The sequence below is a fragment of the Acidovorax sp. KPB24-03 genome (assembly GCF_057546605.1).
Genome location: NZ_BAAJYR010000088.1, coordinates 1 through 13914, shown reverse-complemented (window position 1 = coordinate 13914; position 13914 = coordinate 1). Strand labels below are relative to the sequence as shown.

The 13914-nt window shown below is 68.3% G+C and carries 14 protein-coding genes and 2 pseudogenes; 9 read left to right on the top strand and 7 right to left on the bottom strand.

All coding sequences use genetic code 11. The features are described 5' to 3' along the window. Positions 1–90: 90 nt before the first annotated feature. The 8 genes and pseudogenes from AC27KI_RS12010 to AC27KI_RS11975 form a co-directional block, all read left to right on the top strand. A pseudogene (locus AC27KI_RS12010) lies at positions 91–789 on the top strand (PelD GGDEF domain-containing protein); the annotation flags it as partial. Positions 790–928: 139 nt separating this feature from the next. Further along, entirely contained in the window at positions 929–1345 is a 417-nt protein-coding gene (locus AC27KI_RS12005; RefSeq protein ID WP_487113978.1) for a PelD GGDEF domain-containing protein, read from the top strand. Beyond that, positions 1338–2351: a tetratricopeptide repeat protein gene (locus AC27KI_RS12000; protein ID WP_487089344.1), complete on the top strand. Its 1014-nt coding sequence runs from the start codon at positions 1338–1340 to the stop codon at positions 2349–2351. The genes AC27KI_RS12005 and AC27KI_RS12000 overlap by 8 nt, the downstream gene beginning before the upstream one ends. Further along, a complete protein-coding gene (pelF, locus tag AC27KI_RS11995; RefSeq protein ID WP_284429937.1) occupies positions 2348–3880 on the top strand; it encodes a GT4 family glycosyltransferase PelF in 1533 nt (510 codons plus the stop codon). Before AC27KI_RS12000 ends, pelF begins: the two co-directional genes overlap by 4 nt. Further along, a complete protein-coding gene (gene pelG, locus AC27KI_RS11990; RefSeq protein ID WP_284396747.1) occupies positions 3880–5253 on the top strand; it encodes an exopolysaccharide Pel transporter PelG in 1374 nt (457 codons plus the stop codon). Before pelF ends, pelG begins: the two co-directional genes overlap by 1 nt. Positions 5254–5322: 69 nt before the next feature. Beyond that, positions 5323–5844: a hypothetical protein gene (locus tag AC27KI_RS11985; RefSeq protein WP_487113976.1), complete on the top strand. Its 522-nt coding sequence runs from the start codon at positions 5323–5325 to the stop codon at positions 5842–5844. After that, positions 5841–6542, top strand: a complete 702-nt coding sequence (locus tag AC27KI_RS11980; RefSeq protein ID WP_487113974.1) for a spherulation-specific family 4 protein — start codon at positions 5841–5843, stop codon at positions 6540–6542. Before AC27KI_RS11985 ends, AC27KI_RS11980 begins: the two co-directional genes overlap by 4 nt. Before the next feature lie 85 nt (positions 6543–6627). Further along, complete coding sequence (locus AC27KI_RS11975) at positions 6628–7833, top strand: spherulation-specific family 4 protein (RefSeq protein ID WP_317352573.1); 1206 nt, start codon at positions 6628–6630, stop codon at positions 7831–7833. A 171-nt stretch (positions 7834–8004) separates the two neighbouring features. On the opposite strand, the pseudogene hisA reads toward AC27KI_RS11975, so the two are convergent. The 7 genes and pseudogenes from hisA to AC27KI_RS11940 all read right to left on the bottom strand — a co-directional run bounded on the left by hisA (position 8005) and on the right by AC27KI_RS11940 (position 13475). Next, positions 8005–8750: pseudogene (hisA, locus tag AC27KI_RS11970) on the bottom strand (1-(5-phosphoribosyl)-5-[(5-phosphoribosylamino)methylideneamino]imidazole-4-carboxamide isomerase). A 57-nt stretch (positions 8751–8807) separates the two neighbouring features. Beyond that, entirely contained in the window at positions 8808–9476 is a 669-nt protein-coding gene (gene hisH / locus AC27KI_RS11965) for an imidazole glycerol phosphate synthase subunit HisH (protein ID WP_284405133.1), read from the bottom strand. A gap of 51 nt (positions 9477–9527) precedes the next feature. Beyond that, a complete protein-coding gene (gene hisB, locus AC27KI_RS11960) occupies positions 9528–10166 on the bottom strand; it encodes an imidazoleglycerol-phosphate dehydratase HisB (protein WP_284429934.1) in 639 nt (212 codons plus the stop codon). Further along, a complete protein-coding gene (locus AC27KI_RS11955; RefSeq protein ID WP_487113972.1) occupies positions 10163–11293 on the bottom strand; it encodes a pyridoxal phosphate-dependent aminotransferase in 1131 nt (376 codons plus the stop codon). Before AC27KI_RS11955 ends, hisB begins: the two co-directional genes overlap by 4 nt. Continuing rightward, a complete protein-coding gene (locus AC27KI_RS11950) occupies positions 11290–11742 on the bottom strand; it encodes a PIN domain-containing protein (protein ID WP_284429932.1) in 453 nt (150 codons plus the stop codon). The genes AC27KI_RS11955 and AC27KI_RS11950 overlap by 4 nt, the downstream gene beginning before the upstream one ends. Further along, the gene (locus AC27KI_RS11945; RefSeq protein ID WP_284396732.1) at positions 11739–11963 is read right to left on the bottom strand and encodes a CopG family transcriptional regulator; all 225 of its coding nucleotides are present in this window, start codon (positions 11961–11963) and stop codon (positions 11739–11741) included. Before AC27KI_RS11945 ends, AC27KI_RS11950 begins: the two co-directional genes overlap by 4 nt. A 60-nt stretch (positions 11964–12023) precedes the next feature. Further along, the gene (locus AC27KI_RS11940) at positions 12024–13475 is read right to left on the bottom strand and encodes an aminotransferase-like domain-containing protein (protein WP_487113970.1); all 1452 of its coding nucleotides are present in this window, start codon (positions 13473–13475) and stop codon (positions 12024–12026) included. 152 nt (positions 13476–13627) lie between these two features. On the opposite strand from AC27KI_RS11940, the gene AC27KI_RS11935 reads away from it, so the two are divergent. Further along, positions 13628–13914: DUF2917 domain-containing protein (locus AC27KI_RS11935; protein ID WP_487113968.1), on the top strand; the 287-nt coding region annotated here is incomplete at its 3' end.

The following is a 13914-nucleotide window of genomic DNA, read 5'->3' as shown; positions in this document are numbered from 1 at the left end:
GCGCCCGAGCCGCCGGCCAAGCCGAGCGTGCGGCACCTGCCCACCAACCTGCTGGGCAAGCTGGCCGACACCGACACCCGTCCGGCCATCATGCTGGGCGAGACGCTGCTGCTGCCGATCATCGCGCTCGCGCTGGGCATGCTGCTGGAGCCCTTCGACCCGCTGTGGAGCGAGGCCGCGTTCCCCTGGTCCTGGCTGGCCCCCGTGATCGTGGCCCTGCGCTACGGCCCGCTGGCCGGGCTGGGCGGCGCCTGCGTGCTGCTGGCCGGCTGGCTGGCGCTCAACTTCGGACACTACGACACCTTTCCGCAGATCTTTTTTCTCGGCGGCCTGATCCTCGTGATGCTGGTGGGCGAGTTCTCCAGCCTCTGGCAGGCGCGCACCCGCCGGGCCGAGAACGTGCAGCTGTATCTGGACCAGCGCCTGGAGCACCTGGTGCGCCAGTACTACCTGCTGCGCCTGTCGCACGACCGCCTGGAGCAGGAGCTGATCGGCCGGCCGATGTCCATGCGCGATGCGCTGTCCACGCTGCAGGCGCTGGGCGGCTCCGAAGAGGATGCGGCCCAGGGCGCGCAGACCCTGCTGCGGCTGCTGGCCCAGTACTGCCAGCTCGAATCCGCGGCGCTGTATGCCGCCACCGAAGACCGCATCGAAGCCCGGGCCGTGGCCCGCATCGGCAGCGGTGCCGAACTGGACGCGCGCGACCCGCTCGTGCAGCAGGCGCTGGAAACCCGCAAGCTCTGCCACGTGAGCCAGATGCTGGCGGACCAGCAGCAGACCCGCTACCTCGCCGCCGCGCCGCTGCTGGATCTAGGGGGCGAGATCTACGGGCTGCTGGTGATCGAGGACATGCCGTTCTTTTTCGCTGCAGGCCGAGAACCTGCAGACCATCAACCTGCTGCTGGGCTACTACACCGACGGCCTGGCCATGCAGACGGTGGCCGCGCCGATCCTGAAGGAGCTGCCGGAGTGCCCCGCCGATTTCGCCTTCGAAGCGCAGCGCCTGGCCCACATCCGCGACACGGCCAAGGTGCCCAGCGTGATCGTAGCGCTGGAGTTCCTGCCGCGCGCCATCGAGGCCGGCCTTCCGGGCCAGATCGAGCGGCTGAAACGCGAACTGGACGAAAGCTGGCTCATCACCGGCAAGGAACGCCAGGTGCTGGCCATGCTGATGCCGCTGGGCGACAACGCCACCGCCGAGGGCTACATCAACCGCCTGGAGATCTGGTCGGGCCAAAAGAGCGGCAAGCCGCTGGCCGAGGCCGGCGTTTTTCCGCACATCATCGCGCTGAACGGCGAGCCCCTGGCCGTGCTCCAGCGGCTCAACGGAATGGCCCATGCTTAACATCAAGTTCGCCATCTCCGCGCTGCTGCTGGAGATCGGCGCGTGGAGCGGGCCCGCGCTGCTCCAGGGCCACACGGATGCGGCCCTGTCGAGCTACCTGCTGGTGCACGCCCTGGCCTGCGTGATGCTGTCCTTCTTTCTGCTGCCCCTGCTGTCGGGCGAGCAGGCCCGGCCCCGCGCGCCGGTGCTGGGCCTGATGGCAGTGTTCAGCTATGCCGTGCCCATCGTCGGATTCATCGGGGTGATCGCCGCCGTGGTGGTGCTGCGAATCTACCGCAGCCCTTCGTCGCAGGGCGACTTCGAATCGCTGCGGCTGCCGGAGTTCGATCGCCACCAGCGCATGCAGGGGAGCTTTCGCCAGTCCGGTTTGCGGTCCTTTTTGGGCAACAGCCAGGCCCCGATGCAGACGCGCATGCGCGCCATGGTGGCGCTGCAGCACGTGTCCGGCCGCATCGCCTCGCCATTGCTGCGCACGGTGCTGAGCGATCCGAGCGAGGATTTGCGCCTGCTCGCCTACGGCATGCTGGACACCCTGGAAAAGCGCATCAACCGCACCATCGACAGCGAACTGGATGCGCTGCGCCTGGCCAAGGAAACCGAAGGCGAAGTGCCGGGGCCGCTCACCGTCGAATCGGCCTTCCGGCTGTCCGACCTGTATTGGGAGCTGGTCTATCAGGAACTGGTGCAGGGCGACCTGCGCGACCACGCCGTGAAGGAATCGCTGCAGTATTGCGACCAGGTGCTGGCGCAGCAGCCGGACCATCCGCAACTGAACCTGCGCCGCGGCCGCCTGCTGCACCTGCTGGGCCGCGTGGACGAGGCCGAAGCCGCCTACGCGCTCGCCCGCAACTTGGGATTGCCCGCCACGCGCGTACTGCCCTACCAGGCCGAACTGTGCTTTGAGCGGCGTGACTTCGCGCAGACGCGCGAACTGGTGCAGCAGCTCAACCAATGGCGCGCGCTGCCCCGGCTGCGCCCCGTCCTCGACTACTGGAGTGCGCCATGACAGGGCCCAAAGCCAGCGAGGCAGACGTCGCCCTGCTACTGGAGGGCACCTTCCCCTATGTGAGCGGGGGCGTGTCGAGCTGGATCAACCAGATCATCCGCGCCTACCCGGAATACCGCTTTGCCATCGTCTTCCTGGGCAGCCGCCGCGAGGACTATTCCGCGTTCAAGTACGAGCTGCCGCCGAACGTCGTGCACTTCGAGGAGCACTACCTCTACGACCACCTGGGCGTGCGCACCCTGCCCGCACGGCGCAAGGGCAGCCGCGCGGCCCTGGACATGGTGCACACCCTGGTCGAGTCGTTCCGCACGGGCGACCGCAGCCCGCAGACGATGGCCGCGTTCCGCGAGATCACCCAGCAGATGCAGCCGGGCGGGCGCCTGCCGCTGGAGGATTTCCTCTACAGCGAGCGGGCCTGGGAAATCATCTGCAAGAGCTACCGCGACCATTGCACCGATCCGTCGTTCGTGGACTACTTCTGGACGGTGCGCATCATGTACCAGCCGCTGTGGACGCTGGCCCGCGTGGCGCAGCAGCTCATTCCGGTGCGCGTGGTGCATTGCGCCTCCACGGGCTACGCCGGCTTTCTCGGCGGGCTGATCGAGCAGGCGCGCGGTGTGCCGCTGATCCTGTCGGAGCACGGCATCTACACCAAGGAACGCAAGATCGACCTCTTCAAGAGCGAGTGGATCCGCGACAACCGCAACATCTTCCAGCGCGACCCGACCGAGCTGTCGTACTTCCGCCAGATGTGGATCCAGTTCTTCGAATGGCTGGGCTACTACTGCTACGCGGCGGCCGACCCGATCATCGCGCTGTACGAGACCAACCGGCTGCGGCAGGTGACCGATGGCGCCGAGGCATCGCGCACCTTCAACATCCCGAACGGCATCAACCTGGGCCGCTTCGCGCCGCTGCGCGACAAGCGTCCGGCCCAGGTGCCGCCAGTGCTGTGCCTCATCGGCCGCGTGGTGCCCATCAAGGACATCAAGACGTTCATCCGCGCCATGCGCCGCGTGGTCAACCAGCTGCCGCAGGCCGAGGGCTGGATCGCCGGCCCGACCGAGGAAGACCCGGCCTACGCGCAGGAATGCACGAACCTCGTGCGCAGCCTGGGGCTGGAGCAGAACATCCGCTTCCTGGGCTTTCAGCGCGTGGAAGACCTCATGCCGCGCATCGGGCTGGTGATCCTGTCGTCGATCAGCGAGGCGCTGCCCCTGGTGATCCTGGAGGGCTACGCCGCGGGCGTGCCCACCGTGTCCACCGACGTGGGCTCGTGCCGCCAGCTCATCGAAGGGCTGGACGATGAAGACAAGGCACTGGGCGCCTCGGGCAAGGTGGTGCCGATCGCCGACCCGCAGCGCCTGGCCGACGCTTCGCTGTCGCTGCTCAACGACCCCGCCGCCTGGGAGAGCGCCAGCCGGGCGGCCATTGCGCGCGTGGAGCGCTACTACACCGACACCATGATGTTCGACCGCTACCGCCGCGTGTATGAGACCGCGTTCCAGAAGACGGAGGGCCCCCGCTGATGGCTGGCATCGGATTCGAACTGCGCCGCATGCTGCGCAAGAACACGCTGGTGAGCCTGGTGCAGGCCTACGCCTATGCGGGCGTCATCGGCTCGGGCCCGTGGGTCTTCTCCATCGTGGGCATCCTGCTCATCGGTATCTTCAGCGCCAGCGTGGTGGTACCGGGCTTTCTGGTCACGCAGTTCCAGACCTCGGTCACCTACATGGTGGCGGGCAGCCTGATTCTCACGGGGCTGGTGCAGCTGGCTTTCACGCGCTTCGTGTCCGACCGGCTCTTCGAAAAGCGCAAGGACCTCATCCTGCCCAACCTGCACGGGCTGCTGCTGGTGGTGACGCTCGTGGCCGGTGCCCTGGGCACGATCGCGCTGTTCCTGCTGCTGCCCAACCTGGGGCTGGTGTACCGCATGCTGATGCTGGCAGGCTTCACCCTGATGTGCGACGTATGGGTGCTGACGGTGCTGCTGTCCGGCATGAAGCGGTACAAGGAGATCGTGGTGCTGTTCGGTCTGGCCTACGCGGTGATCGTGATCGGCTCGCTCTTCATGCGCCCCTGGGGCCTGGAGGGGCTGCTGACGGGCTTCGTGCTGGGCAACTACCTGCTGCTGGCCGGCATGTGGATCCTGGTGGTGCAGGAGTTCAACCCCAAGGGCCGGCTGATCGCGTTCGACTTCGCGGAGCGCAAGCTGCTGTATCCGTCGCTCGTGGCCATCGGGTTCCTCTACAACTTCGGGATCTGGATCGACAAGTTCATGTTCTGGTACTTCCCGCCGACGTCCCAGAACATCATCGGCGGGCTGCGCGCATCGCTCATCTACGACCTGCCGGTGTTCCTGGCCTACCTGTCCATCATTCCGGGCATGGCGGTGTTCCTGGTGCGCATCGAGACCGACTTCGTCGAGTACTACGACAAGTTCTACGACGCGGTGCGCAGCGGCGGCTCGCTCGAATACATCGAGGCCATGCGCGACGAGATGGTCTACTCGATCCAGCAAGGGCTGGGCGAGATCGGCAAGATCCAGACGCTGGCCATCCTGGTCACCTTCGTGGCCGGCCCGGCGCTGCTGGACGTGCTGGGCATCTCGCGGCTGTACCTGCCGCTGCTGCACGTGCAGGTGATCGGCGCGGGCCTGCAGGTGGGTCTGATGGCCATCCTGAACGTGTTCTTCTACCTGGACCAGCGCCGCATCGTGCTGCTGCTGTGCGTGCAGTTCGTGCTGCTGAACATCGCGCTCACCGGCTTCACGCTGTATGCCGGCGCGGCCCTGTATGGCTACGGCTTCGCGCTGTCCACGCTGCTCACGCTGTGCACCGGCATGTACCTGCTGTCGCGCCAACTCAACCGGCTGGAGTACGAAACCTTCATGCTGCAGTAGCCCGACTGGCGTTCGGTGGACAATGGCAAAAAACTGAAATCCATTCAGGCCAGAAAAAAGGGGGGTGCCATGCCGAACGCGATCCATCGTGCATTGCCGAGCCGCGCTGCACTGCGGCTGGTGCTGTGGTCGGCTTCCGGATTGCTCGCCGCAGGACTTGCCGGCTGCGGAGGCGGCGGCAGCGAACCTGCACCAGCCTCCGAGCAAAAAGCCGAAGCCGCCACGGCAGGTGCGCAGGCCGCCTTCGCCGCCCCGCTCGACCAGGATGTATTCGACGCCGGAGCCAGCGTGCCGGTCTCCCTCACGGTGCAGGCGGGGGTCGCCAGCGTCATCACTGACGGCGTGCCCGTCGATTTTTCCGCCACCTCGGGCGGCTTTGCGCCGCCGGTGGCCGCGCTGCGCGGCGGCGAGGCCGGCACCACCTTCACCCCCGCCGGGCTGGGGCGCCAGACCCTGACCGCTTCGGTGGCCTCGAGCGGCGACGCCGTGACCGCCTCGCGCATCCTTTACGTGCGCCCGGCCGCCGCCCCCATGGAAGTGCTGGTCCCCGCTTATTTCTACCCCTCGGCGGCTCGCCCTGGGACGCCATGACCGCCGGCGCCAGCGCGTACCCCTCCGTCAGCGTCACGGCCATTCTCAACCCCAGCAATGGCGTCTTCACCCGCGCCAACCCCGAGTTCACGGCCGCCGCCACGGCCTTCGTGCAGGCGGGGGGCAAGCTGCTGGGCTATGTGTACACCGGCTACGGATCGCGCTCGATCAGCAAGGTCAAGGGCAACATCGACAAATATCTCAGCCTCTACGGTACCGGGCTGGTGAGCGGCTTTTTCATCGACGAGATGTCGTCCGCACCCGGCCGGATCAGCTACTACCGGCAGCTCTTCGACTACGTCAAGAGCAAAGGCGCCAGCTTGCGCGTGGTCGGCAACCCAGGCACCGTGCCCAACGCCGCCTATGCCGCCGTGGCCGATGCCCTGGTGACCTTCGAGAACCGCAACGCGGCCTTTGCCGACTACGATCCCCGCGCCAGCGGTGGCTGGCTCTACCAGATGGCCAACACGCGCCAGAACGCCCTGGTGCACGACGCGGCCGACTGCGCGGCCATGCAGGCCGCCGTGCGCGCTGCGGCCACGGCACGCGCGAACAGCGGCATCCTCTACGTCACCGACGACACGTTCGACCCCGACACGCAGGAAGGCAACCCCTGGGACACCCTGCCGACCTACTGGACCCGCCTGCTGGGCACCGTGGATGCCGTCAACCGGGGCGCCGCGCCGCCCACCTGTTGATCCACGGATCCGCACCCGGCACGCCGATTGCCTCCACCTTGTCCGACACCTCACCCTTCCCTTTCCCGCTGCAAAGGATATCCCCATGCCACGCATTCCCGCCCGCATCACCCTCGTTGCCCGCATCACCCGCTGGTGCGGCCTGTCCCTTGCCGCCTTGCTGGCCGCCTGCGGCGGTGGCGGTGGAGGGGGCTCCACCGACCCGACGACACCGGTGACCCCCACTCCGACCAGCATCGCCATCACCCTGAACGCTCCGCAAGCCGAGGCCGTGTTCAATGCGAATGCCGCCCTGGCCATCAGCGCGCGCGTCACGGTGAACGGCGCCGACGCGGCCGATGGCACGGCGGTGAACTTCTCCGCCCTGCCCGGCGCGTTCTCCACCACCAGCGCGACCCGCGCAGGCGTGGCGACCGCCACCCTGTCCGGCGCCGCGGCAGGCCGGCAGGAGATCAGCGCCACCACCAGCGTATCGGGCCAGTCGGTCACCGCCACGCGCGTGGTGTATCTGCGCCCGGCACCCGCGGCACTGGAGGTGCTGGTGCCTGCCTACTTCCACCCCTCGTCGGGCCAGGGCTGGACCCTGCTGGCCAGCGGTGCGGCGGCCAATCCGGCGGTGTCCATCACCGCGATCCTGAATCCCAACAACGGGGTGTTCACCACGGCGGAGGCCAGCTATGTGAGCGCCGTCAATGCGTTCGTTTCGGCGGGCGGCAAGGTGGTGGGCTATGTCTATACCGGCTACGGCACGGGCTCGCGGTCGCTGGCCAGCATCAAGGCCAACATCGACAACTACATCGCGCTGTTCGGGCGCGGGGCGATCAGCGGCATCTTCCTGGACGAAATGGCCTCCGAGACCACGCGGCTCGACTTCTACCGCGAGATCTACAGCTACATCAAGGCCAAGGACGCCAGCCTGCGCGTGATCGGCAACCCCGGCATGGTGCCTGCCGCCGGCTACGCCGCGGTGGCCGATGTGCTCGTCACCTTCGAAGGGCGCAACAGCACCTACGCCAGCTACGACCCGCGCACCGCGCCCTGGCTGTACACCCTGGCCAACAGCCGCCAAAGCTCGCTGGTGCACAACACCGCCACCTGTGCCGACATGCAGCAGGCCGTGCAGACGGCCGCCTCGGCCCGGTACAACGCCGGCCCCATCTACATGACGAACCTCGAATACGACCCGGTGGCGGATGTCGGCAACCCCTGGGACGCCCTGCCTTCGTACTGGACGAACCTGCTGCAGACCGTGTCCGCGGTGAACCAAGGGCGGGCCGTCACGGGCTGCTGATCCCGAAGCGCGCCTGGCGCCGGCGTTGCCTGGCGCTCGGTGGCAATCGCGTTGGATGAAAAGCCGCCGGACCGATGGTCCGGATCGCACGGCACCGGGGCTTGCAAGGACCGGCGCCTGAAAACCCGCCTCAGCCGCCGCAAGGCATCCTGAGGCGGCCGGAACCAGACGTCAGGCAGCGCCGTTCAATTCGTCCGCACGGGCCTGCGCCGCGGCGAAATCCAGGTCGCCGGAATAGATGGCGCGGCCGCAGATCACGCCTTCGATGCCTTCGCCTTCCACCGCGCACAGCTGCTCGATGTCGGCCATGTTGGCCAGGCCCCCCGAGGCGATGACCGGGATGGTGAGCGATTGCGCCAGCTTGACCGTGGCGTCGATGTTGATGCCCGAGAGCATGCCGTCGCGGCCGATGTCGGTGTAGATGATCGACTCCACGCCCCAGTCCTCGAACTTCTTGGCCAGATCGACCACCTCGTGGCCCGTGAGCTTGCTCCAGCCGTCGGTCGCGACCTTGCCGTCCTTGGCATCCAGGCCCACGATGATGTGGCCGCCGAAGGCGCTGCAGGCGTCTTTCAGGAACCCGGGGTTCTTCACGGCGGCGGTGCCGATGATCACGTAGCGCAGGCCGCCGTCGATGTACTTTTCGATCGTGTCCAGGTCGCGGATGCCGCCGCCGAGCTGCACGGGGATGTCGTCACCGACTTCCTTCAGGATGGACTTGATGGCCGTGTAGTTCTTGGGCGTGCCGGCGAAGGCGCCGTTCAGGTCCACCAGGTGCAGACGTCGCGCCCCGGCTTCCACCCACTTGCGGGCCATGCGCCCGGGTCTTCTCCGAAGGTGGTGGATTGGTCCATGTCACCTTGCTTGAGGCGCACGCAGTGTCCGTCCTTGAGGTCGATGGCGGGGATGAGCAGCATGATGGAAAGGCTAAGGATGTGCCAGGTCGGGCCGCAGGCCCGGCAAGGGGTTGAAGATCAGGGATTCCAGTGAAGGAAGTTGCGATAGAGCGCCAGGCCGTGCTCCGCGCTCTTTTCCGGATGGAATTGCGTGGCAAAAATATTATCGCGCGCAATCGCCGCTGCAAAGGGGCCGCCGTAATCGGCCTCGCCCGCGCAGTGCGCCGCATCCCGCGGGCGCGCATAGAAGCTGTGCACGAAATAGAAGTAGCTCTGGTCCGGCACGCCGGCCCACACCGGGTGCGCCGCGCCGCCATGGCGCACCTGGCCCACGCGGTTCCAGCCCATCTGGGGCACCTTGTAGCGGCTGCCGTCCGGCTGCTGGCGGCCGGCCAGGTCGAACTTGAGCACTTCGCCGTGGATGAGCGACAGGCCGGGCGTGTCGCCCTCGGCGCTGCGGTCCAGCAGCATCTGCATGCCCACGCACACGCCGAACATCGGCTTGGACGCAGCGGCCTCCAGCACCGACGCCTGCAGGCCCGATTCGCGCAGTTCGCTCATGCAGTCGGGCATGGCGCCCTGTCCCGGCAGCACCACGCGCTGCGCGGCGCGCACGTCCTCGGGCCGCGAGGTGACCACGACGGTCCAGCCGGTGCCCTCGGCGGCTGCCTGGACGGCCTGCGAGACGGAGCGCAGGTTGCCCATGCCGTAGTCCACGACGGCCACGGTTTTTGCTTCACTTTTCATAGCTGCTTGCGCATGTTGGATGAGCGCTGGAGGCCCATGGAGCCGAAAACCTCAGAGGGACCCTTTGGTGGAGGGAATGACACCGGCCGCACGGGGGTCGCGCTCCAGCGCTGCGCGCAGCGCGCGGGCGAAGGCCTTGAACACCGTCTCGCACTGGTGGTGGGCATTGATGCCCTTGATGTTGTCGATGTGCAGCGTGACGCCCGCGTGGTTCACGAAGCCCTGGAAAAATTCATACGTGAGCTGCGTGTCGAAGCCGCCGATGCTGCCCGCCGTGAACGGGATGTGCAGGTGCAGCCCCGGGCGGCCCGAGAAGTCGACCACCACGCGCGACAGCGCCTCGTCCAGCGGCACATAGGCATGGCCGTAGCGACGGATGCCCTTCTTGTCGCCCACGGCCCGCGCGAACGCCTGGCCGAGCGTGATGCCCACGTCTTCCACCGTGTGGTGGCCGTCGATGTGCAGATCGCCCTCGCATTCGATGCGCAGGTCGATCAGGCCGTGGCGCGCGATCTGGTCGAGCATGTGGTCGAAGAAGCCGATGCCCGTGGACAGGCGGGCTTCGCCCGTGCCGTCGAGGTTCACGCGCACGTGGATGCGGGTTTCCGCCGTGGTGCGGGACACCTCCGCGATGCGGTCGGCGTCGGGGCTGTCGGACAGGGCGGAAGGAACGAGTGCAGAAGAGGTCATAGGGAGGCCTGGAGCGCGGCGAGCATCTGGGCGTTGTCGGCCGCATTGCCGACCGTGAGGCGCAGGCAATTGGCCAGCAGTGGGTGCATTGTAGAAACGTTCTTGACGAGCACCTTGCGGGCCTTCATGCCCTCGTAGGTGCGGGCGGCATCGGCCACGCGCAGCAGCACCATGTTGGCTTCGCTGTCCCAGACCTTCTCGACGCCCGGCAGCACCCTCAGCGCAGCCAGCAGCGCGGCGCGCTCGTGCCGCAGTTCGGCCGCCTGGGCCGCGAACACGCCCGCATGCTCCAGGGCGAACAGCGCGGCCTCGCAGTTGAGCACGCTCACGTTGTAGGGCGGGCGCACCTTGTCGATCTCGGCCACCAGCGCGCTGGGCCCCATCAGGTAGCCCAGCCGCACGCCGGCCAGGCCGAACTTGCTGAGCGTGCGCATCAGCAGCACATGCGCGTTGCGCCCGGGCTCGGCGCGCATGCGATCGATCCAGGTGCGGCTGGCGAAGGGCTGGTAGGCCTCGTCCATGGCCACGATGCCACCTTGCGCGCCCGCGGCGTTGATGATGCGCTGCACCGCGCCTTCGTTCCACAGCGTGGCGGTGGGGTTGTTGGGGTAGGCGATGTAGGTGATGGCCGGGCGGTGCCGGGCGATGGCCGCGAGCATGGCCGGCTCGTCGAGCTCGAAGTCGGCCGTGAGCGGCACGCCGACGAAGTCCAGCCCCTGCAGCTGCGCGCTCAAGGGGTACATCACGAAGCCCGGCATGGGCGCGAGCAGCGTGGCGCGCTGGCCAGTGCCGGGCTGCGCGCAGGCCAGCGCCAGCAGCGTGACGAGTTCGTCGGAGCCGTTGCCCAGCACGATGGCGTGGCCGTCCGGCATGCCCACGTAGTCAGCCAGCGCGGCCTTCAGGTCGGCGATGCGGTCGCCGGGATAGCGGTTGAGCGCCAGCGCGCCCAGCCGCTCGCCCAGGGCCGCCTGCAGGTCCGCCGGCAGGCGGAACGGGTTTTCCATCGCGTCCATCTTGAGCAGGCCGGCCGAGGGCTGCACAGTGTAGGCGTGCATGGCGCGCACGTCAGGGCGGATGCGGTCGAGGGCGCTGGGCGGCGTGGCAGCGGGGGTGGCGGGGCTCGTCATTCGGCGGTGTCCAGTTCGTGGGGAGCGATGAGGAAGGGGTTGATGGGGCGCACGGCGTCCATGGGCTGGTCGTGCGGCAGCGCCTCGGTCAGCAGGTAGCGGCAGCCCTGCTGGTGCGCGGAGGAGAGAATGAGCGCATCCCAGTAGCCCAGGCCGTAGCGGTCCTGCAGATCCCACGCGCCGTCAACGGTGTAGGCGTCCAGGTGCGGCGGCTGCCACACCCGAAAGCGCCGCACCTGCGCGCGCACCTGCTGCAGCGTGTGCGGCCCCCGAAAGCGCTGGATGGCCTGGTTGTACAGCTCGTTGAGCACCTGCGAGCTGACGCGGCCGCTGCGTGTCTGCCAGCAGAACGTGAGCCATTCGCGCGCACGCGCCTGCCGGGCCGGATCGCGGTCGTCCACGCTGGACAGCAGCACTTCGGTGTCGACGAAGATCGGGGTCGTGCTCATCGCTGGAACAGGATTTCGCGCGGCACATAGGGCCCGTCGGAGGCGCCCCAGCTCTCGAAGCTCAACGCCTCTCGCATGGCCTGGGCATAGGCATCTTCCTGCCGCATCTTCTCGGCCAGCCATTCGCCCACCAGGCGCGAAACGCTGCTGCCGCGCTTGGCCGCTTCCACGCGCACCCACTCGGCCGCGGCGTCGTCCATGGTGATGGTCACGTTCTTCATGGGATAAATGTTACACGAACTTCGTGGAGCACGAAGTTCGTGTGATTTTCCTGTGCGGTCTCAAGCCACACGCATGGCGGCCGACCGCAGCATGCGGGTGGCCATCTCCCCCACCGTGCGCAAGCCCTGCAGGTGCGCGGGCGTCCAGTCGCCGCCCACGCCGATGCGCAGGCAGTTGCGAAACCGCCCGCTGGCGCTGAACACCGTGCCCGGTGCGATGAGCAGGCCCTCGGCCAGGCAAGCCTCGTGCAACAGCACCGAGTCGAGGGCGCGCGGCAACTCCAGCCACAGCAGCAGGCCGCCCGGGGGATCGCTGACGCGCGTGCCCGGCGGAAAATGCGCGGCGATCACACCGCGCACCGCGTCCATGCGGGCCGCGACCGCCGCGCGCAGTTGCCGCATCGATGCCGCATGGCCGGCCTGCGTGATGAGGTCGGCGAGCGCCAATTCCAGCACCGCCGACTGCCCGCCGGCCTGCAGGTCCTTGATGGCGCGCATCGCCTGGCTCCAGCGGCCCGCCTCCACCCAGCCCAGGCGCAGGCCCGGCGCCAGGGTCTTGGAAAACGAATCGCACAGCATGACGTGGCCGGTGGTGTCGTACGACTTGACCGTGCGGCGCAGCTCGTCCACTTCCACGAGGTCGTTGTAGATCGCGTCCTCGATCACGGCCATGCCGTGGCGCGCGGCCATGTGCGCCAGGCGCCGCCGCTCGGCCTGCGGCATGCAGCTGCCCAGCGGGTTGCTGAGTGTGGGCACCACCATCACGGCCTTGACGGGCTGCGTCTCCAGCGCCAGCTGCAGCGCGTCCAGCGACAGGCCGTGGCGCGGATGGGTGGGGATTTCGAGCGCGCGCAGGTGCAGCCCCTGCAGCACCTCCAGAAACGAGAAGTGCGTGGGCGACTCCAGCGCCACGATGTCGCCGGGCCGCGTGGCCGCCCGCAGGCACAGCACGATGCTGTCCATGCAGCCCCCGGCGATCACGATGTTCTCGGGGTCGAGGCTGCAGCCCAGCCCCACGGCATAGCGGGCGAGCGCGCGGCGCGCCTCCTCGTGGCCGGACGAGGACGGATAGGTGCACAGCAGGTGGCGGTGGCGCTGCGCCGCGCGGGTGACCGCGCGCCGCACCCGGTCGGGGTTGAAGAGTTCGGGCCCGGGCGTGCCGCTGCTGTACGACACCATGTCGGCCGGCTGATCGCGCCCCAGGATGCGCTGGCCCAGCCAGTCCACCGAAACCTCGCGCGCACGGCGCAGCGGGCGTGGCGTGGTCGGCTCGGGCAGGCTGGCGGGGCGCGCCGCGACGAAGAAGCCCGAGCGCGGGCGCGAGGTGATGAGGCGCGCATCCTCCAGCCAGTGGTAGGCCTGCACCACGGTGCTCTGGGCCACTGCCCGCTGGCGGGCCAGCTCGCGCACCGACGGCAGTTTTTCGCCCCGTGCCAGCGTGCCGTTGCGCACCAGCTCGGCCAGTTGCGCCGCGATCTGCAGATAAAGGGGCGTGGTGTCGGCGGCGTCCATCGTGCGATTCTGTACTGTCCAGCAATGGATGCAGCAGTACAGATGGGTGCCAACCGGTACCACACAGATGGCCCTGCGGCGCATCTGCACTGGCCGACATGGCGGGCGACTGTGGCTGGTGCGCCCTGGCACGCCCAAGCACAGTCGATCCCATGAACTCCCTGACGCACCCCACCCCGGCCGCCCGGCCCTCTTTGCCTGCCGCCGCCGTCCCATCGGCCACACACCGGACCCTGCGGCCGCTCGCACCCGTGCAGACCCTCGCCTGCCCGGCCCATCAGTCCGCCGTGCTGGAGGTGCTGCAGGGCTGCGCCTGGGTCACCTGCGATGGCTGCGAGGAAGACTATTTTCTGGCAGCCGGCGAGCGCCTGGACCTGCCCGGCCCCGCCACGCTGCGGGTGAGCGCCGAAGGCGCGCAGGCCGCGAGGCTGGCCTGGCG

Excerpts from the sequence above, each read along its gene's own strand:
- AC27KI_RS11980 (WP_487113974.1), top strand. The coding sequence starts at position 5,841 with ATGACCGCCGGCGCCAGCGCGTACCCCTCCGTCAGCGTCACGGCCATT.
- pelG (WP_284396747.1), top strand. The coding sequence starts at position 3,880 with ATGGCTGGCATCGGATTCGAACTGCGCCGCATGCTGCGCAAGAACACG.
- AC27KI_RS11945 (WP_284396732.1), bottom strand. The coding sequence starts at position 11,963 with ATGAAGAACGTGACCATCACCATGGACGACGCCGCGGCCGAGTGGGTG.
- AC27KI_RS11975 (WP_317352573.1), top strand. The coding sequence starts at position 6,628 with ATGCCACGCATTCCCGCCCGCATCACCCTCGTTGCCCGCATCACCCGC.
- AC27KI_RS12000 (WP_487089344.1), top strand. The coding sequence starts at position 1,338 with ATGCTTAACATCAAGTTCGCCATCTCCGCGCTGCTGCTGGAGATCGGC.
- pelF (WP_284429937.1), top strand. The coding sequence starts at position 2,348 with ATGACAGGGCCCAAAGCCAGCGAGGCAGACGTCGCCCTGCTACTGGAG.
- AC27KI_RS11940 (WP_487113970.1), bottom strand. The coding sequence starts at position 13,475 with ATGGACGCCGCCGACACCACGCCCCTTTATCTGCAGATCGCGGCGCAA.
- AC27KI_RS11955 (WP_487113972.1), bottom strand. The coding sequence starts at position 11,293 with ATGACGAGCCCCGCCACCCCCGCTGCCACGCCGCCCAGCGCCCTCGAC.
- AC27KI_RS11985 (WP_487113976.1), top strand. The coding sequence starts at position 5,323 with ATGCCGAACGCGATCCATCGTGCATTGCCGAGCCGCGCTGCACTGCGG.
- AC27KI_RS11950 (WP_284429932.1), bottom strand. The coding sequence starts at position 11,742 with ATGAGCACGACCCCGATCTTCGTCGACACCGAAGTGCTGCTGTCCAGC.
- AC27KI_RS12005 (WP_487113978.1), top strand. The coding sequence starts at position 929 with ATGCAGACGGTGGCCGCGCCGATCCTGAAGGAGCTGCCGGAGTGCCCC.
- hisB (WP_284429934.1), bottom strand. The coding sequence starts at position 10,166 with ATGACCTCTTCTGCACTCGTTCCTTCCGCCCTGTCCGACAGCCCCGAC.
- hisH (WP_284405133.1), bottom strand. The coding sequence starts at position 9,476 with ATGAAAAGTGAAGCAAAAACCGTGGCCGTCGTGGACTACGGCATGGGC.